Source organism: Streptomyces sp. NPDC014995 (genome assembly GCF_043080745.1).
Classification (GTDB): domain Bacteria; phylum Actinomycetota; class Actinomycetes; order Streptomycetales; family Streptomycetaceae; genus Streptomyces.
Window position 1 is genome coordinate 59,487 of the sequence record NZ_JBIBVX010000004.1, and the last position, 17,983, is coordinate 77,469.

At 73.5% G+C, this 17,983-nt stretch carries 17 protein-coding genes; 7 read left to right on the forward strand and 10 right to left on the reverse strand.

Annotated elements, in window-relative coordinates:
• Positions 1-71 precede the first annotated feature (71 nt).
• The gene (locus ACF1A1_RS09900) at positions 72-827 is read left to right on the forward strand and encodes a hypothetical protein (protein WP_391647329.1); all 756 of its coding nucleotides are present in this window, start codon (positions 72-74) and stop codon (positions 825-827) included.
• 561 nt (positions 828-1,388) lie between these two features.
• Here ACF1A1_RS09900 and ACF1A1_RS09905 read toward each other — a convergent pair.
• From ACF1A1_RS09905 to ACF1A1_RS09925, 5 genes are all read right to left on the reverse strand, one after another.
• Positions 1,389-2,378 (reverse strand): malate dehydrogenase, encoded by a 990-nt coding sequence (locus tag ACF1A1_RS09905; protein ID WP_391647331.1) that lies wholly within the window; start codon positions 2,376-2,378, stop codon positions 1,389-1,391.
• A 425-nt stretch (positions 2,379-2,803) separates the two neighbouring features.
• On the reverse strand, positions 2,804-3,736 hold the full coding sequence (locus ACF1A1_RS09910; protein WP_391647333.1) for a DUF2690 domain-containing protein: 933 nt from the start codon (positions 3,734-3,736) through the stop codon (positions 2,804-2,806).
• 46 nt (positions 3,737-3,782) lie between these two features.
• Entirely contained in the window at positions 3,783-4,277 is a 495-nt protein-coding gene (locus ACF1A1_RS09915) for a helix-turn-helix domain-containing protein (protein ID WP_391647335.1), read from the reverse strand.
• 239 nt (positions 4,278-4,516) lie between these two features.
• Complete coding sequence (locus ACF1A1_RS09920) at positions 4,517-4,999, reverse strand: DUF3017 domain-containing protein (protein WP_391647337.1); 483 nt, start codon at positions 4,997-4,999, stop codon at positions 4,517-4,519.
• Positions 4,989-5,843, reverse strand: a complete 855-nt coding sequence (locus tag ACF1A1_RS09925; protein WP_391647339.1) for a bifunctional methylenetetrahydrofolate dehydrogenase/methenyltetrahydrofolate cyclohydrolase — start codon at positions 5,841-5,843, stop codon at positions 4,989-4,991. Before ACF1A1_RS09925 ends, ACF1A1_RS09920 begins: the two co-directional genes overlap by 11 nt.
• A 287-nt stretch (positions 5,844-6,130) precedes the next feature.
• Between ACF1A1_RS09925 and ACF1A1_RS09930 the strand changes: the two genes are divergently transcribed.
• The 4 genes from ACF1A1_RS09930 to ACF1A1_RS09945 all read left to right on the forward strand — a co-directional run bounded on the left by ACF1A1_RS09930 (position 6,131) and on the right by ACF1A1_RS09945 (position 9,768).
• Positions 6,131-6,790, forward strand: a complete 660-nt coding sequence (locus tag ACF1A1_RS09930; RefSeq protein ID WP_391647342.1) for a hypothetical protein — start codon at positions 6,131-6,133, stop codon at positions 6,788-6,790.
• A gap of 131 nt (positions 6,791-6,921) precedes the next feature.
• Entirely contained in the window at positions 6,922-7,668 is a 747-nt protein-coding gene (locus ACF1A1_RS09935) for an FHA domain-containing protein (protein ID WP_391999045.1), read from the forward strand.
• Positions 7,665-9,083, forward strand: coding sequence for a protein kinase (locus tag ACF1A1_RS09940; protein WP_391647344.1), 1,419 nt, complete (start codon positions 7,665-7,667; stop codon positions 9,081-9,083). The genes ACF1A1_RS09935 and ACF1A1_RS09940 overlap by 4 nt, the downstream gene beginning before the upstream one ends.
• 97 nt (positions 9,084-9,180) lie before the next feature.
• Positions 9,181-9,768: a peptidoglycan-binding protein gene (locus ACF1A1_RS09945; protein WP_391647347.1), complete on the forward strand. Its 588-nt coding sequence runs from the start codon at positions 9,181-9,183 to the stop codon at positions 9,766-9,768.
• A 75-nt stretch (positions 9,769-9,843) separates the two neighbouring features.
• Here ACF1A1_RS09945 and ACF1A1_RS09950 read toward each other — a convergent pair whose 3' ends face one another.
• From ACF1A1_RS09950 to purN, 3 genes are all read right to left on the reverse strand, one after another.
• Complete coding sequence (locus ACF1A1_RS09950; protein WP_391647349.1) at positions 9,844-10,071, reverse strand: hypothetical protein; 228 nt, start codon at positions 10,069-10,071, stop codon at positions 9,844-9,846.
• A 151-nt stretch (positions 10,072-10,222) separates the two neighbouring features.
• Positions 10,223-11,806, reverse strand: coding sequence for a bifunctional phosphoribosylaminoimidazolecarboxamide formyltransferase/IMP cyclohydrolase (gene purH, locus ACF1A1_RS09955; RefSeq protein WP_391647351.1), 1,584 nt, complete (start codon positions 11,804-11,806; stop codon positions 10,223-10,225).
• Positions 11,803-12,441 carry a phosphoribosylglycinamide formyltransferase gene (gene purN, locus ACF1A1_RS09960; protein ID WP_391647353.1) on the reverse strand — a complete coding sequence of 213 codons (639 nt, stop codon included), beginning with the start codon at positions 12,439-12,441 and terminating at the stop codon, positions 11,803-11,805. The genes purH and purN overlap by 4 nt, the downstream gene beginning before the upstream one ends.
• 327 nt (positions 12,442-12,768) lie before the next feature.
• On the opposite strand from purN, the gene ACF1A1_RS09965 reads away from it, so the two are divergent.
• Positions 12,769-13,563, forward strand: coding sequence for a hypothetical protein (locus tag ACF1A1_RS09965; RefSeq protein ID WP_391647354.1), 795 nt, complete (start codon positions 12,769-12,771; stop codon positions 13,561-13,563).
• 203 nt (positions 13,564-13,766) lie between these two features.
• Here the strand turns inward: ACF1A1_RS09965 and ACF1A1_RS09970 are convergent, their stop codons facing one another.
• Entirely contained in the window at positions 13,767-15,455 is a 1,689-nt protein-coding gene (locus tag ACF1A1_RS09970) for a DUF6350 family protein (protein ID WP_391647356.1), read from the reverse strand.
• A 96-nt stretch (positions 15,456-15,551) separates the two neighbouring features.
• Here ACF1A1_RS09970 and ACF1A1_RS09975 point away from each other — a divergent pair, with 96 nt between their 5' ends.
• The gene (locus ACF1A1_RS09975) at positions 15,552-16,673 is read left to right on the forward strand and encodes a helix-turn-helix domain-containing protein (RefSeq protein WP_391647358.1); all 1,122 of its coding nucleotides are present in this window, start codon (positions 15,552-15,554) and stop codon (positions 16,671-16,673) included.
• Positions 16,674-17,083: 410 nt separating this feature from the next.
• On the opposite strand, the gene sucD is transcribed toward ACF1A1_RS09975, so the two are convergent.
• Complete coding sequence (gene sucD / locus ACF1A1_RS09980) at positions 17,084-17,968, reverse strand: succinate--CoA ligase subunit alpha (protein ID WP_009190236.1); 885 nt, start codon at positions 17,966-17,968, stop codon at positions 17,084-17,086.
• Between the last annotated feature and the right edge of the window lie 15 nt (positions 17,969-17,983).

A 17,983-nucleotide genomic window follows, 5' to 3' on the forward strand; every position in this document is an offset into this window, starting at 1 on the left:
ATCACTGAACGTGCGGACATATAGGGCAATTCATAGGCTGAGGGGTGATCCTCACCTCCGGAGGTGAACCCATGCCCGGGAAGACACTGATCTGCGCGACGGCGAGCGCCGCCCTCCTCCTCTCCCCGGCGCTCGCTTCGGCGAGCGACGCCGACGACCTGACCGCCCGGCAGCTCGCGACGCAGGCCAAGGACAACCTGCTGGCCGCCGGCTCGGTCCGCCTCGGCTTCACCGACCGCAGCCCGGGCGTGAACGACAGCCGGACCCGGCCGGCGGCGATGGACGTGGCGATGGACCGGGACGGCAACTGCGCGGGCACGATGACGATGGCCGCCAAGGGCGGCGGCGTCGAGATCGTCAAGCGGGGCAAGCAGGTGTGGATGAAGCCCGACACCGCTTTCTGGAAGGCCCAGCTGCCCGGCGGTCAGGGCGACCGGGCCGCCGAACTCTTCAAGAACCGGTACATCCACGGCTCCACCGACGACACCCTGCTCAAGGGCATGGCCGACATCTGCGACCTGAGCAGGTTCCAGAAGGACGCCGGGACCGGCACCTCCGGCGGCACGACCCTGACGAAGGGGAAGGAGACGACCCGCGACGGCACGAGGGTCGTCCCCCTCCACGGCACGACCGAGGACGGCAGGCGGACCACCCTCCACGTCACCGCCGACGCCCCGCACCGCCTGGTCGCGGCCACCCGCAAGGACAAGGACACCGACGTGACCCTGTCCTTCTCGGACTACGGCAAGCCGGTGCCGACGAGGACACCGCCGGCGAACGAGACCGTGGACATCGGGAAACTCGAGGAGCAGTTGCTGGGCGGCTGAGCCCCGGCACGGCCGGGCCGGTCAGAAGTCCACCGCGGCGCGGGCGAGGCCGTGGGTGATGCCCCGACCGCGGAATCCGCGGCGGGCGAGCGGGCAGGTCGCCGCCCGGACGCCGGGGGCACGCGCCCGCGCCCGGAAGCGACGGCGATCGCTCCGAGGGGACGGGCAGAGCCGTCCCCGTGGCAACGGACGGCGGAGCCGGAGGTGCACGACGTGGTGCGGGACGTGCCGGATCACCTCACCGTGACCGCCGGTTGGAGACCGGCGCCCGGCGCGGAGTGCACGTGGGGTGGTTGGCGTGCCGTCCCGCCGCCCGTCCGGCGGCCGTCTCGCCGCTCACCGTGCCGGTCGTGCGGCTCGTGCACACGTCGGTCCCGTGGCGGGCGCGCGGCTCGCATCCCGCGGAGGTGTTCCCCGGCGCCGCGTGCGGCCCCGTCCGCCGCGGGGGGCGACGCCGGACGGGTTCCTCGGCCCGGCGGAGCGGGTCGTGACGCCCGGCGGGGGCTGAAACGCACCGGTCCCCGGGCGGCGAGCGCCACCCGGGGACCGGCGAGGGAGAACTCAGATGAGGCCGAGGGAGCGGACCGCCTCGCGCTCCTCCACGAGCTCCTGCACGGAGGCGTCGATCCGGGCGCGGGAGAACTCGTTGATCTCCAGGCCCTGGACGATCTCGTAGGCGCCGTCCTTCGTGGTGACCGGGAAGGAGGAGATCAGTCCCTCGGGGACGCCGTAGGAGCCGTCGGACGGGATGCCCATGGAGACCCAGTCGCCCCCGGGGGTGCCGTTGACCCAGGAGTGAACGTGGTCGATGGCGGCGTTGGCGGCGGAGGCCGCGGAGGACGCGCCACGGGCCTCGATGATCGCGGCACCGCGCTTGGCGACGGTCGGGATGAAGTCCTCGGCCAGCCACTTCTCGTCGTTCACGACCTCGGCGGCGTTCTTGCCGGCGACCGTGGCGTGGAAGATGTCCGGGTACTGGGTGGCGGAGTGGTTGCCCCAGATGGTCAGGCGCTTGATGTCGGCGACCGTCGAGCCCGTCTTCTTCGCGAGCTGGGTCAGCGCGCGGTTGTGGTCGAGGCGGGTCATCGCGGTGAAGCGCTCGGCCGGTACGTCCGGCGCGGCGGCCTGGGCGATGAGGGCGTTGGTGTTGGCCGGGTTGCCGACGACGAGGACCTTGATGTCGTCCGCGGCGTGGTCGTTGATGGCCTTGCCCTGCGGCTTGAAGATGCCGCCGTTGGCCTCCAGGAGGTCACCGCGCTCCATGCCCTTGGTGCGGGGGCGGGCGCCCACGAGGAGGGCGACGTTGGTGCCGTCGAAGGCGACGTTCGGGTCGTCGGTGATGTCGATGCCCTGGAGCAGCGGGAACGCGCAGTCGTCCAGCTCCATGGCCGTGCCCTCGGCGGCCTTCAGCGCCGGGGTGATCTCCAGCAGGCGCAGCTTGACCGGCACGTCCGCGCCGAGCAGCTGGCCGGAGGCGATGCGGAAGAGCAGGGCGTAACCGATCTGGCCGGCCGCGCCGGTGACGGTGACGTTCACGGGAGTGCGGGTCATGGCGTTCTCCGTATGACAGCTGGCGGTGGGGCGTCCCTGCCCCGGACGTTTGATCGATCTCTTGACGCCAAGAGATCCATCCAGCGGTCAGGCTATCGCGCATCCGGGATCCCGGACGTCCGGGGTGAGGTGTGGTCCGCCCCACAGATCGACCGCTCCGCAGGTCGACCGCCCCCCGGATCGACCACCCCGTGCGAAGTTCCGTGCGAACGCCCCGCGTGCGGAGAGGTGCGAACGCCCCGCGCGTGCGGAGAGGTGCGCACGCCCCTCGCGCACGAAGCGGCGGCCGCCGGTCCGGGAGAGGGGAACGGGCGGCCGCCGGGTGGGGGTGCCGGGTCGTGCCGGACTCCCGTGGGGGTACGGTTCGCGTGCCCGCATCGGGGAGCGGTATTCCTGTGCACGCCGTTTTTTTGCCCGCCCTGCCGTCACGGCGTGCAGCCCCGCCGGCCCGAGGCCAGCGTCGCGCACGCCCGCGCCTCCCCCGGCTCCCGCACCGCCACCATCGGGGTGTACGCGATCGTGTCGCCGGCAGTCGTGATGTCACCGGTCCGGCGGACCGCCCCCACCTGCACCTGGACCTCGTCGCCCGGTCCCGCCTGGGTGATCCGGCCCCAGGCCGCGCCGCAGGTCCGGCTGTAGCGGACCTCGACGAGGGTCGTGCCGACGGTGACGCTCGCGGCCGTGGTCACGAGGTCGCCGCCGCACCCCATCTCCTCCGCGTCCCCGCCGGTGCAGTCGGCGCCGCCGCACAGCACACCGGGCGGCAGGGAGGGGCCGGGGGTGGCGGACGGCGAGGAGGGCCCCGCGGCGGTCCGGCTCTCCCTCGGGGTGCCGCCGTCGGTGAGGAGGAAGGCGCCCACGGCGACGGTCACCACCCCGACGACCCCGGCGAGGAACAGCGCCGGACGCCGCGCGTGGCGGCCGGCGGGCGGACCGACGTCCTCGAGGGGAGCCTCGCCGGGGCCCTCCGGCACCGGCGGCAGCGCCGGGGACCCGCCCGCGGGGCCCGTGATGCCGGACCGGGGAGCCGTCACCGTCCGCGCGCGGGAGAGGCGTACGGCCTCCGACGCCAGGTCGTGCCGCAGCTCCGTACGGCTCCAGGCGCGCTCGGCCAGTTCCCACAGGGTGATCAGAGGGGCGGGGTCGGTGCCGGTGACCTCGGCGAGGGCGACGACCGCGCCCTTGGGGGCGAGGAGGCGCCCGTTGAGGTACCGCTCCCAGGACGCCCTGCCGTAGTGCGTACGGTCGGCGAGCTGCGCGAGGGTCAGGCCGCCGCTGTCCACGATCCGGCGCAGCTGACCGGCGAACTCCCTGATCTGCGGGTCGAGTTCGTCCGGCAGGTCCTTCCAGCGAGGCATCGGTCCCCCCTTCCTGCGCCGTGTCCCCGTTCGGCCACGTTAGCGCTCAGCCGAACGCCACGGCTCCCCCGACCGCGACGCCCAGCAGGACGAGCAGCAGCAGGACCGCGGAGAGGAGGAGCCGCCGTCCGGCGGGCCGGGGCGGTGGTGGTTCCTCCGGACGGTCCCACCAGGGGAGCGTGGGGTCGTCCTCATAGTGCTCGGCGGGCCCCGGCGCCCCCGCGGCCTCCGCGGTCCCCGGGGACGTCGGCGGCGGTGGCGCGGGCCTGGGCCAGGCCTCGACGGCCAGTTCCCAGCGCACGCCGTGGCGTTCGGCGTCCGCGCCCGCCAGTCCCGCGACCCGGCAGAGCGCGGCGACGGCCTGCCGGGGCGGCGGCTGGACGGCGTTGAGGTAACGCTGCCAGGAGGACTTGCTGTACGCGGTGCGGGCGCCGAGCGCGGCCAGGCTGAGGCCCGTGGTGTCCTTCAGCTGCCGCAACTGCTCCACGAAGTGCCGTACTTCCGACGGCAGGTCGTCCGGCAGCGGCTGCCACGTACCCATCACTCGGCTTCCCTTCGGTCCTCCCCTTCGGCCGGATCAAGGGACGACGTCCGGTGGGCGGTCGGTTCCCGGACGGCGGGGACCGTGGCCGGGCGCGCACACGGTGGCGGAACGGTCACCGCTGTGCCACAGCGGGCTGACAGCCGTTGAACAGGCCGCCGGCCGTGCGGGAGCGTGGAACGCGCCGGCGGCCGGTCCTGGCTCGGGGGAGAGGACGGGCCGCCGGTCGTGCCGTGCGGTCAGCTGTCGACCGTGAAGTGCAGGGTGTCCTTCAGGAACGGGATCTGAAGCCACGGGTTGGGCTGGGCCATCAGCGCCAGCAGGACGATCGCGGCGCCCAGCACGCCGTAGGTCGCGATGTCGGTGAAGCGGGAGCGGACGGCGAGCATGCCGACGCCGGGCAGCAGCCAGCGCAGGACCGCGCCGCCGAGCAGGCCGGCGCCGATCAGGATGGTGCCGATCCGGAACTGGTCGAACGCGGTCAGCAGCAGGCCGAGCGCGACCACGCCCAGGACGGCGAGCATCGGCCACTGCCGGGCCGGCGCCGGGGCGTCACCGGGCGCCGCCCGGCCGCCGCCCTCGGGGCGCGCGGTGTCCCGGGTGAACAGCGGGAAGCGGCGCGTGGTGCGGCGCGGCACGCCGTCGACGTCGGGCGCGCTGACCGGGTCGCGTACCTCGATGTCCTCGGTCTCGCCGGCGGGGTCCCGGGGCTCAGCCGACACTGCGCTCCGCCGCCTCGACCACGTTGACGAGCAGTTGCGCGCGGGTCATCGGGCCGACCCCGCCGGGGTTGGGGGAGATCCAGCCGGCGACCTCGCGGACGTCCGGGTGGACGTCGCCCACGATCTTCCCCTCCGCGCTGCGGGAGACGCCGACGTCGAGGACGGCCGCGCCCGGCTTGACGTCCTCGGCCCGGATCAGGTGGGCCGAACCGGCGGCGGCGATGACGATGTCCGCCCGCCTCAGGTGTGCCGAGAGGTCCCGGGTGCCCGTGTGGCACTGGGTCACCGTGGCGTTCTCGCTGCGCCGGGTCAGCAGCAGCGGCATCGGGCGGCCGATGGTCACCCCACGGCCGACGACCACGACCTCGGCGCCCTTGATCTCGACGCCGTGGCGGCGCAGCAGCGTCAGCACGCCGTTGGGCGTGCAGGGCAGCGGCGCGGGTTCGTTGAGCACGAGCCGGCCGAGGTTCATCGGGTGGAGGCCGTCGGCGTCCTTGTCCGGGTCCATCAGTTCCAGCACGCGGTTCTCGTCGATGCCCCTGGGCAGCGGCAGCTGGACGATGTAACCGGTGCAGGCGGGATCCTCGTTCAGCTCCCGTACGACCGCCTCGATCTCCTCCTGCGTGGCCGTGCCGGGCAGCTCGCGCTGGATGGAGGCGATGCCGACCTCCGCGCAGTCGCGGTGCTTGCCGGCGACGTACTTCTGGCTGCCGGGGTCGTCCCCGACGAGGATCGTGCCGAGGCCGGGCGTGACGCCCTTCTCCTTCAGCGCCGCCACGCGGGCGGTCAGATCCGACTTGATCTCGGCTGCGGTGGCCTTGCCATCGAGAATCTGGGCGGTCATGGCCCCATCCTCCCGGATGACGGCCCCCCGGTTCCAATCCGGGTGACCCCGGTGCCGAGGGGCCCGCGCCCGGCCCGGCCCGGTGATCGTTCCCGGTGCGATCGAGGAGATTGCACCTGCACAACTTCCTGTGGAAAGCAGCTGGACAACAAACCGGCCGCTGAAGAACGATTGGCGCGCAGTGTCGCGGGCAGTACCGGGGGGACGGACCGCATCTGTACCAGAACTTCCTCCGCACCGTGCCGCGCGTCGTCCCCGTACCCGATCGCAACGGAGGAAGGACCGCCATGAGTTTCGGCGAGCCGAACAACCCCTACGGGCCGCCGCCCCAGCAGCCCGCGGCCCCCCAGCAGCCCCCGGCCGGCCCGGGCTACGGCCACCCGCAGCAGGGCCCGCCGCCGGGCGCGCCCCCGCAGGGGTACGGCGCCCCGCCGTACCCGCAGCAGTACCCGCAGCACCAGCAGTACCCGCAGTTCCCCGGCGACCCGCAGTTCGCCGGCGGGCACCCCGGCGGGCCCCTGACGATGCCGGGCATCACGCGCGCCGCGCGGATCATGCTGGGCCTCGTCGCCCTGTCCCACCTGATCGTCGCGGGCGCGTACGGCTGGGTGCTGTCCCGGTGGGACGAGGAGATGGCGAAGGCGGGCATCACGGGCGACGCGCAGGCGGAGGGGTACGCCGATCTGGGCAAGGGCGTCGTGGTGTTCCTCATGGGGCTGGCCACGGTGTTCGCGCTGCTCGGCGTGGCGCTGCTGTTCCAGTACGCCAAGGGCGGCAACGGCGTGCGCGTGTGCTCGATCGTCTACGGCTCGTTCGCGATCGTCACCGGCATCTTCATGCTCTCGGCCTACGGGCTCGGCCTCCTCATCATGGCGGTCGCGATCCTGCTGATCGTGTTCTCCGCGAAGCGCGACACGGCCGCCTGGTTCCGTCGACCTCGCCACTGAGCGCGGAAGCCTCCTCCTCGGTCCGACGCGCCCGCCAAAGGCGTGAATGTCATGGCAGCAAGCCCTTACCCTGACCCGGACGGGCAGGGGGGAGCCGGATCAGGGGGAGGCCGACGGCCATGTCCATGTCGATGCACAGCATCATCGTCGTTCCGCCGCAGTGCGAGGAGCCCGGCGGACAGTTACGGATCGGCCCCGGTGAGCGCCTCGCCTTCGGCCGGGCGCCGGCGGGCAACGACCTGGTCATCGCCCACGAGGGTGTGTCCCGGGTGGCCGGGGAGATCACCGCGCATCGCGCGTTCTGGATCCTGAGCAACCACAGCGCGCACCAGACGTACGTGGTGGAGAACCCGGAAGGGGCGGGCGAGCACGTCAAGGTCGCTCCGGGCCGTCAGGACGCGCCGATCCCCTTCGAGTTCTCCCGGGTGGTCCTGCCCGCCGCGGGTGACCTGCTCAGTTTCGACGTGTGGGCGCCGTGCCACGGCTTCCGCGCCCGCGCCGCCGGTCCCGCAGCGGCCGGTGCCGCCACGTCCCCGGCGTTCGCGCTGGACCGCACCAAGCGCTATTTCGCCGTCCTGGCCGCCTTGTGCGAGCCCCGGCTGCGCGGCGCACCGCACGCGCCGCTGCCCGCCGTCGACGAGCTGGTCGAGCGGCTGCGTCCCACCTGGCCCGGGGCCAGCCGCTCCGCCGTCTACTGGAACATCGACTACCTCGCCGTCAAACTCCGCCTCCGGCCGGGCCCGGACACCGCGGAACCCGGCCGGCGCGTCAACGGCAAGAAGGAGTCGCTGGTCTCGCTGGCCCTGCGCTTCGACCTCGTCCGCGAGGAGGACCTGCTGGTGCTCTCCTCACCCGCCCCCAGCGAGGTGGCCTCATGACCGGGTCCGCGAACGGACGGCCGTACGCCGTGCCGGTCCCCAGGGGCTACCGGGTCGGCCGCTGGGAGGTGCGCGAGCCCCTCGCCTCCGGCGCGTTCGCGACCGTGTACGCGGCCAGGAACACGCGGCCCGGCGACGGACTGCCGTCGCGCGCGGCGCTGAAGTTCCTGCCGACCGGCACCCGCACCCCCCGCCAACTGCACCATCTGCGGGAACTGGCCGAGCGCGAGGTCGAGTTGCTGACGCGGCTGCGCGCACCCCGGCTGATCCGGATGCACGAGACCCACACCGTCGAGGACCCCGACCGCCCCGAACTCGACGGCGCCACCGTCCTCGTCCTGGAGCGGGCCGAGGGTTCCCTGGACGCGCTGCTGGCCCGGGCTCCGGTCCCCGGCCGTGGCCCCGCCCTGCTCGCCCAGGTCTGCGAGGGCCTGCACCAACTGCACCACGCCGGCTGGATCCACGGCGACCTCAAGCCGGGCAACGTCCTGCTGATGGAGGACGGTTCGGTGCGCCTGGCCGACTTCAACCTGGCCGCCGAACTCGAAGGCACCCACGCCTACTCCCCCGTGTTCGCCACCCCCGACTACACCCCGCCCGAACTCCTGTGGCCCGAGGTCAGCGAGCGCGGCACCCGCGTCCGCCCCACCGCCGACATCTGGGCCTTCGGGGTCCTGGCGCACGTGGTCCTCACCGGCACCTACCCGCTGCCCGGCGCCACGACCGAGGCCCGCACCGACGCGGCCGTGCGCTACGCCCGCGGCACCGAGGAACTCCGCCTCTCCCCCCGGCTCCCCGCCGCCTGGCGGCAGATCATCACCGACTGCCTCTCCCGCACCCACCAGGACCGCGCCGCCCACGACACGGCGGCGCTCCTGCGCCGCGTGGAGGAGGCCGCCGGCACGGCCCCCTCGGCCCGGCTCCCCCGGCTGCGCCCGCGCAGATGGCGCCGCCCTGCCCTGGTGTCCGCCCTCGCGGGCGCACTCCTGGCGGGGGCGGTGACGGTGACGTACGCGACGCTGCGGGAGGAGGGGCCGTCGTACGGCTACCACCGCTGCCCCTTCAGATCCGTGTGCTTCTTCAGCGACCGGAACGGCACCGGCGACATGTGCGCTTGGGAGGAGAGCGACCCCGACTGGCTGTCGGGGGACGAAACCTGCATGTGGACCGCCGACCGCCCGGTGAGGTCGGTCTTCTACAACGGCGACGAGTCGACGAACCTCGGCGGCGTGGCCTACTACCGGGGCCGCGACTACACCCCGGTCGGCGAGGACATCACCCGCCCCAACAGCCGGATGCGCACCGGCTGCACGAGCCAGCACGCCCAGGGCAACCTGGCGGGCACCTACGCGCCCCGCTCCCACCAGCTCATCGAGCACTGCGGGGACGTGACGAGCGACAAGGGTGGGGGCTGATGCCCTGAAATGTTGTAGGTACCCCCGCCGGCGCCGCCCGGCCAGCATGGTCGTGGCAAAGCGCCGGGTACCACCGACAAACGGGGAAGGAACCACCATGACCCTCCGTACGACTCGTACCACCCGCACGCGCCTGGGAGTCGCTCTGGTCGCCGCGGCGGCGGCCGGCGCGCTGGCGGTGAGCGCCTCACCGGCCTCGGCGAACGCCAGCGACGGTTACGTGAGCGGCGCCGGCAGCTTCTACGACGACTTCGGCGACGAGGGCACGCTGTCGACCTCGTCCCACAGCAGCTCCAACGCCACCTGCCTGTGGCAGATCATCCTGCTGGCGGAAGGGGCCAACGAGAGCGACGGCAGCGACTACGACGCGGCCGACATCGACGGCGAGTTCGGCCCGAACACCAAGGTCGCCACCCAGAGCCTCCAGCGCACCTGGGGCCTCGGCGTGGACGGCATCGTCGGCACCCAGACCTTCGGCGCCGCCGACGAGCAGTGGAACTCGTCCACCGGGGCCGGCGAGCTGGAGCACGTGTCGACCGGCACGACCGCCGACACCAAGTACAAGCTGCGCTACCACGGTTCGAAGTACTACTTCGACTTCTACCGCACCGAGTCCGGCAGGTACCGCTTCTACCACAACGGCGCCTGGCACTACGCGAGCTACAGCTCCAACACCTGTAGCTGACGGCCGCTCCACACCGGCCGGGGCCGCAACGCCCGGGCGGGTCGGCGCAGTCCGGGGTGAACCCGGTGGTGCGGCTCAGTCCGGTTCGGACTCCCAGCGGAAGGATGCCAGGGCGGGCCGTTCCTCGTCCGTGCCGGCCTCCGCGGTGAGGTGGTCCTCCCCCCGGCCGCGGCGCACGACGTGTCCGAGGGCGACCATCGCGCCGAGCACCAGCCCGACCAGGCAGACCAGGCCGACGAGGAGCACGGCGACAGCCAGGAGGCCGTATCCGGCCAGGGTCACCATGATGTCGACCGGGTTCATGCATCCGCACGCCAGCATGGTGTGACACTGCCCGGCGGCAGGGCCGTGCAGGCGGCCCGTTCCCCAACGGTGCCCTCGCGGTGGCCGTACCGCAACGCGAGTCCGAAGGGCCCGCCGGTCGTCGACCGGCGGGCCCCACCGCGTGTGCGGCTCAGTGGAAGAAGTGGCGCGTCCCCGTGAAGTACATCGTGATGCCCGCCTTCTCCGCGGCCTCGACGACCAGCTCGTCACGGACGGAGCCGCCCGGCTGGACGATGGCCTTGACTCCGGCGGCGCCGAGGACGTCGATGTTGTCCGGGAACGGGAAGAAGGCGTCCGAGGCGACGTACGCGCCGCGGGCCCGCTCCTCCCCGGCACGCTCCACCGCCAGCTTGCAGGAGTCGACCCGGTTGACCTGCCCCATGCCGACGCCGACGGAGGCGCCGTCCTTGGCGAGGAGGATCGCGTTGGACTTGACGGCCCGGCAGGCCTTCCAGGCGAAGGCGAGTTCGCGCAGCTCGTCGGCGGAGAGCGGCTCGCCGGTCGCCAGCGTCCAGTTCGCCGGGTCGTCGCCGTCGGCCTGGAGACGGTCCGTCACCTGGAGCAGCGCGCCGCCGTCGACGGGCTTGACCTCGACGGGGTTGGCGGGAGCACCCGGAGCCCTCAGCACGCGGATGTTCTTCTTCCTGGCGAGGGCCTCCAGGGCGCCGTCCTCGTAGTCGGGCGCGACGATGACCTCGGTGAAGATCTCGGCGACCTGCTCCGCCATCTCCTTGCTGACCGGCCGGTTCACGGCGATCACGCCGCCGAAGGCGGACAGCGGGTCGCACGCGTGCGCCTTGCGGTGCGCCTCGGCGACGTCGGCGCCGATCGCGATGCCGCAGGGGTTGGCGTGCTTGATGATCGCGACGGCCGGCTCGTCGTGGTCGTACGCGGCACGGCGCGCGGCGTCCGTGTCCGTGTAGTTGTTGTACGACATCTCCTTGCCGTGCAGCTGCTCGGCCTCGGCGAGGCCGCCGCCCGTGCCGTCGACGTAGAGGGCGGCGGGCTGGTGCGGGTTCTCGCCGTAGCGGAGGGTGTTCTTGCGCTCCCAGGTGGCGCCGAGGAAGTCGGGGAACCGCGACTCGTCGACCGGCGCGTAGGAGGAGGCGAACCAGGAGGCGACGGCCACGTCGTAGGCGGCCGTGTGCTGGAAGGCCTCGGCGGCGAGGCGCTTGCGGGTGGCGAGGTCGAAGCCGCCGGACCCGACCGCGGCGAGGACGTCGCCGTAGCGCTCGGGGCTGGTGACGACGGCGACGGAGGGGTGGTTCTTGGCGGCGGCGCGCACCATGGACGGCCCGCCGATGTCGATCTGCTCGACGCACTCGTCGGGCGAGGCACCGGAGGCGACGGTCTCGCGGAACGGGTAGAGGTTGACGACGACGAGGTCGAACGGCTCGACGCCGAGCTCCTCCAGCTGCCGCTGGTGCTCGGGGAGCCGCAGGTCGGCGAGGATGCCGGCGTGGACCTTGGGGTGCAGGGTCTTGACCCGGCCGTCCAGGCACTCGGGGAAGCCGGTGAGCTCCTCGACCTTGGTGACGGGAACGCCGGCGGCGGCGATGCGGGAGGCGGTGGAGCCGGTGGAGACGAGCTGGACACCGGCCTCGTGCAGTCCGCGCGCGAGCTCCTCGAGCCCGGTCTTGTCGTAGACGCTGACGAGCGCGCGACGGATGGCCCGCTGGGTGCTCTCGGCCGTGACAGTGCTGTCGGCGGTCACTGGATAACTACCTTTCGTCCCTCAATGCGATAGCCGTTGCGGGCGAGCCGCCCCACGACCTCGACGAGCAGCCTTCGCTCGACTTCCTTGATGCGCTCGTGCAGTGCGCTCTCGTCGTCCTCGTCCCGGACCTCCACCACGCCCTGGGCGATGATCGGACCGGTGTCGACGCCGTCGTCGACGAAGTGGACGGTGCAGCCGGTGACCTTGGCGCCGTACGCGAGGGCGTCACGGACGCCGTGGGCGCCGGGGAAACTGGGCAGGAGGGCGGGGTGGGTGTTGACGAACCGCCCGCCGAACCGCGCCAGGAACTCCTTCCCCACGATCTTCATGAACCCGGCGGACACGACCAGGTCGGGCTCGTGGGCGGCGACGGCCTCGGCGAGGGCGGCGTCCCACTCCGCACGCGTGCCGTAGTCCTTGACCTTGCGCACGAAGGTGGGGATCCCGGCGCGCTCGGCCCGCGCGAGCCCTTCGATGCCCTCACGGTCGGCGCCGACGGCCACGATCTCGGCGCCGTAGGTCTCGGCTCCGGTGGCGGCGATCTCGTCCAGCAGCGCCTGGAGGTTCGTACCGGATCCGGAGACCAGTACGACGAGGCGCTTGGCCGGCTCGGCCACGGGCTTGGCGGCCACGGCGAGGCCCTTTCTCGGGAAGCGTTCTCTGCGTCGGCCGGCCCGTAGCACCACGCTCGCACCCGCGCCTGCACATGCTTGTACATTCATACGAATGCTTCGCGCCCCGGGATACGGGGAAGTCTACGAAGCGGCCGACCGTCAGCAACGATACCGGCACACCGGACGGCCCCCACGGGACGGGGGCGTGGCCGGAAGGTAGCGTCTGGGGCGAGTGGGGTCGGGAACGCGGTCGTTGCGCGGAGCGTTCTCGAAGTAGCCACTCGCACCAGACAGCCGTATCCGTTGAATCACCGACGTGATCACCTAGGGGAAGACGCTCACTTGATGCCGGACCGCAGTCTGCGACTCCTCACGCTCCCCCCGCAGTCACCGCAGGGAGGGGAGCGCGGCGCCGTGCTGCTGCGGGAGCGCCCAGCCTCCCCGCCCGACGCGCCCTCCGGCCGCGAGAACGGCGACGAGCAGGGCGGCACCCCCCAGTCCCAGGACGACAACCCCTTCGCCCCGCCGCCGGAGGGCGCCCCGGACCGCCCGTGGCAGCCCCGCCACCCCTCCCCGGGTGACGGCGGTTCCGGCGATGGCCGGAGCGGCGGCGGCTCCCCCTGGGGCAGTCAGTGGAGCGACCGCCAGCCCGGCCGTTCCTCCGGCGGCTTCGGCGAGCGCCCCGGCAGCGGCCCCGAGAGCGGCCCCGGCGGCCCGAAGCCGGCCCCCACCCCGCGCTGGGACCCGACGGACCCCGCCCAGCGTCGCGCGCGTTATGCGCTGCTGTGCGGCATGTGGGCCTTCTTCTTCGCCCTCTTCGGCTGGCCGTACGTGGCCCTGCTGCTCGGTGCCCTGGCCCTCCACTGGGGCATCAGCGCCCTGCGCGCCAAGCCCCGCACCCCCGGCCCGGACACCCCGCCCGCCCCCGAGACCACCGGCCGCCCGCAGACGACCGCCGCCGTCAGCGGCCTGGTCACGGCGTCCCTGGCCCTGGCCCTGGTCGCGGTGAGCTTCACCGCCCAGCTGGTCTACCGGGACTACTACACGTGCACGAGCGACGCGTTGACGAACGAGGCGAAGCAGTCGTGCAGCGAGCTGCTGCCGAAGGAGCTGCGGGGAATCCTGGGGACGGAGGGCTGAGGACCCGGTCCGGCGGGGGGCGGTGACGCCGGCGGGGGCGGCGCGGGGCGGTGATCCCGGCGCGCGCGGATCGGCGCGGATTCGGTGACGGCGGCGGGGGGTGGCGCGGGACGGTGATCCCGGCGCGGGTCGGCGCGGGGCGGTGACCCTGGTGCGGCGAGGGCCATGAAGTCCTCGCCGGTCACTGCGCCCCGGCTCTCCTACTACTTCGGAGCTTCCGGCTCCTCCAGGTCATTCGGCTCTCGCGGCGCTTCTGGGTCATTCGGCCCTCGCGGCGCTTCTGGCTCTTTCGGCTCTTCCGGCTCCGCTGGCGCCGGCGGGTCTTTGGGCTCTTGGGACTCTTGCGACTCTTGCGACTCGTCGTCGGGACCTTCCGGCTCGTTCGGCTCCGCGGCTTCCTCACCCCCGCCGTTCCTCTCCTCCCCCGCCGTCGCCCGCGGGGCGGTCCAACGAGACTCCCGCTCCTCGGCTCCGTACCACCCCGCCTCGGTGCCCTCCGCGGCCTCCACCTGCGCGAAGTCGTAAGGCTCGGATCCGAAGTCCCCCTCCGCGGGCGCCGGCACGGACCCGGGCGCCGCCGCCGGCAGCGGTACGTCTCCCGCTCCCCCGGCCCTTCCCGACCTCCAGCGCAACCACCCCCGCACCACCAGAGCCGCCGGCACCGCCACCGCCAGCACCCACGCCGCCGCGGCCACCGCCACCTGCCACCCCACCGGCCCGAACCGAGCCAGCGCCGCCACCCCCAACGGGCCCCCCGCCAACCCGGCGAGCAGCCCCGTCAACCCGCCGCACAGCACCGCCGCGAGCAGCACCACCCGCACGGCCCACCACCACGACCGCCGCACGGCCATCCGCCCCACGAACAACCCCACCACCGCGCCGGCGGCCACGGGCACCGCCCCGGCCGCCCAGTTCCACGGCCCCCCGCCCCCCGCCTCCGGCACCGCCGCCAGCAGCGGAAACGGCGGCAGCATCGGCGCGGGATCCGACGCCAGCGGCCCCACGACATGCCCGGCGCCGAGCACGAACCCGGGTCCCAGCGCATACGCCGCTCCCCACACCGCCGCGTTGGGCACGAGCGCCGCACACAGCAACATCACCGCGAACCGCCCCGACCACCCCTCCGTCAGTTGCAGGAACGCCTCCCGCGCCACCCCGAGATGCCACACGGAGGACACCGCCACCAACATCGCCCCACCCCCGACGAGCACCGCCACCCCGGCCACCGCCGCCCACACCCCCGCCCCCGCCCACTCCCGCCCCTGCGCCCCGAGCACGAGATGCCGCACCCACCGCGGCAGCACCAGCAGCGCGCCACCACCGGGCCCGCGCGGACGCCCGTACGCCGTCCACACCCCGGCCCCGGCCGCCGCCACCGCGACGACCGGCAGACACACCACCGTCCACCCCCACGCGGGGCGCAGCACGCCCCCCGCCGCATAGACCGCGGCACCGATCCCGACCGCGAGATACCCGACCACGACCCCCACCCACGCCGTCCGCACGCCCACCAGCGGAGCGTCCCCCTCCCCGCCGTACACCGCGTCCCGCGCCGCCCGGTGCACCAGCCACACCGGCACGGCGAGCAGCAGCAACGGCGTGACACCGACCGGCGCGGGCACCCCGGACAAGGTGTCCGTGCGCACCAGTTCCGCCCCATGGGCCAACAGCCACAGCGCGGCGGCGACACGGAGCGCGCCCCCCGGACCGCTGTCGGGATACGGCGAACTGATCCACAGCACCATCACGAGCACGGCGAGCGAACCGAGCCCCAGCCCGGCCGCCACCACCCCGCCCAGGAGGCTGCCGCCCAGTCCGGGCGAACGGACGCGCGCCCGGGTGAGCTGGGACAACGACGGTCGGCGAGCGGTCATCTGGATCACGCCCGTCATGCTGCCAACGACACGCGCTTTTCCGTCGTAACAGGCGAAGTTCCGCTGTGTCGCTCAATATACGTTTATGTACTTTTCCGTCCGGAGGGGCGTCCGGTGACACACAACCCCGACACCCCGCTCCCCCCGCCGAAGGAGCGCCGACGCCTGCGCTCGGCGGGCTCGCTGACCCGGGCTCAGCTCGCCGCCCGGCTGGGTGTCAGCCGGGCGCTGGTGCGCACGTGGGAGTCCGGCCGTACGACCCCCCGTGGCCGGACCCGGGAGGCGTACGCGCACCTGCTGGCCTCGCTGGCCGGCCCGGTGGGCGAACCCGGGGTGACGGCCCGTCCGGAGAAGCGCATGCGGCACGTCACGACCGCCCCCGCCCCGGCCCCACCGGGCACGCCCGAACGAGCCTCGCCCCCTCGCCGAGGCTCCCCCCGCCTGACCCCCGCTCAGGCCTTCGACGCCCTCTACGCCTTCTGCGCCCCCGCCCTCGTACGCCAGGCCTACCTGCTCACCGGCCGCCGCGAACTCGCGCGCGAGTCGGTCGAGCGGGCCTTCCAGCTCGCCTGGCAGCGCTGGCCCGAGGTGGCCGTCGACCCCGACCCGGCGGGCTGGGTCCGGGCGGCGACGTACGAGTACGCCCTCTCCCCCTGGCACCGGTTCCGCCCCCGCTTCCGCCACCCGGAGCCCCCGCCCGCCGCCGCCCCCGACCGCGTGCTGCTGGACACGCTCCTGGCCCTCCCGCCGCCCCACCGCCGCACCCTCGTGCTGTACGACGGGCTCGGCCTCGACCTGCCGGAGACCGCGGCGGAGACGGAGGCGAGCACGCCGGCCACGGCGAACCGTCTGCTGCGCGCCCGCGAGGCGGTCGCCGCCCGCGTCCCCGCCCTGGCGGACCCCGCTGAACTGCACCGCCGCCTGGCGGAGCTGGCCTCCGCGGAACGCCTGCGCGCCGCCGAGCCGCCCACCGTCCGCATGGGCGGCGAACGCCGTGCCCGCTTCTGGACCCGCGCGGCCATCGCCTTCACGGTCGCCCTCATCGGCGCGACCTCCCTGACCCTGCGCACCGCCCCCACCCGGTACGAGCCCCCGGTGCCCCCGGGAGAAACGGTGCGGGGCATCCCGCCGAAGGCGGCCCCGGGCCCGTTGTCGGACGCGGAACTGTCCCTGCGGGCGAAACTGCGCGCGCAGACGGCCCACGGCCCGGAAAGACTCGTGCCGCAGGCGAGGTGACATCGGGGGGACGCCAGATGACACCGGGCCAGGGAGAGGCCGCATGGCACCGGGTGGGCCCGGACGCCGGACGACACCGAGCGGACCGGAAGGCCAGCAGACGCCGGGTGGGCCGGGACGCCGGATGACAGCAGGTCGGCCGGAAGGCCGGAAGAGGCCAGGTGGGCCGGGACGCCGGATGGCGCCGGGCCGGCCGGAAGGCCGGAAGAGGCCAGGTGGGCCGGGACGCCGGATGGCGCCGGGGCGGCCGGAGGGCCAGAGAAGGCACCGGAAGCCCGGCCGGGAGGCCTGATGGCAGCGGGTGGGCGTGGCGACGGACACCGGGTGCCCGTTGGGGAGGCGTCTGCTGTCGGACACGCCAGTGGGCCCGCCCCGGCAGGGGACGGGCCCACTCACGGTCGGCCGGAAACTCAGCCGGCCAGGATCTCCCGCGCCAGCTTCGCCGTCTCGGTCGGCGTCTTGCCGACCTTGACGCCGGCGGCCTCGAGGGCCTCCTTCTTCGCCTGGGCGGTGCCGGAGGAACCGGAGACGATGGCGCCGGCGTGGCCCATGGTCTTGCCCTCGGGCGCCGTGAAGCCCGCGACGTAGCCGACGACCGGCTTGGTCACGTTCTCCTTGATGAAGGCCGCGGCCCGCTCCTCCGCGTCGCCACCGATCTCACCGATCATGACGATCAGGTCGGTGTCGGGGTCGGCCTGGAAGGCGGCCAGCGCGTCGATGTGCGTGGTGCCGATGATCGGGTCACCACCGATGCCGACGGCCGTCGAGAAGCCGATGTCCCGCAGCTCGTACATCATCTGGTACGTCAGCGTGCCGGACTTCGAGACCAGACCGATGCGGCCCGGCTTGGTGATGTCGCCCGGGATGATGCCGACGTTGGACTGGCCCGGCGTGATGATGCCGGGGCAGTTCGGGCCGATGATCCGGGTCTTGTTGCCCTTCTTGCCGGCGTACGCCCAGAAGGCGGCCGTGTCGTGCACGGCGATGCCCTCGGTGATCACGACGGCCAGCGGGATCTCGGCGTCGATGGCCTCGACGACCGCGTCCTTGGTGAACTTCTCCGGCACGAAGATGACGGAGACGTCGGCGCCGGTCTTCTCGATGGCCTCCTTGACGGTGCCGAAGACGGGTACCTCGGTGCCGTCGAAGTCCACGGTCTGACCCGCCTTGCGCGGGTTCACGCCGCCCACGACGTTGGTGCCGTCACCGAGCATGAGCTTGGTGTGCTTCATGCCGGTGGCGCCGGTCATGCCCTGGACGATGACCTTGCTGTCCTTGTTGAGCCAGATAGCCATGGTGTGTTGATGTCC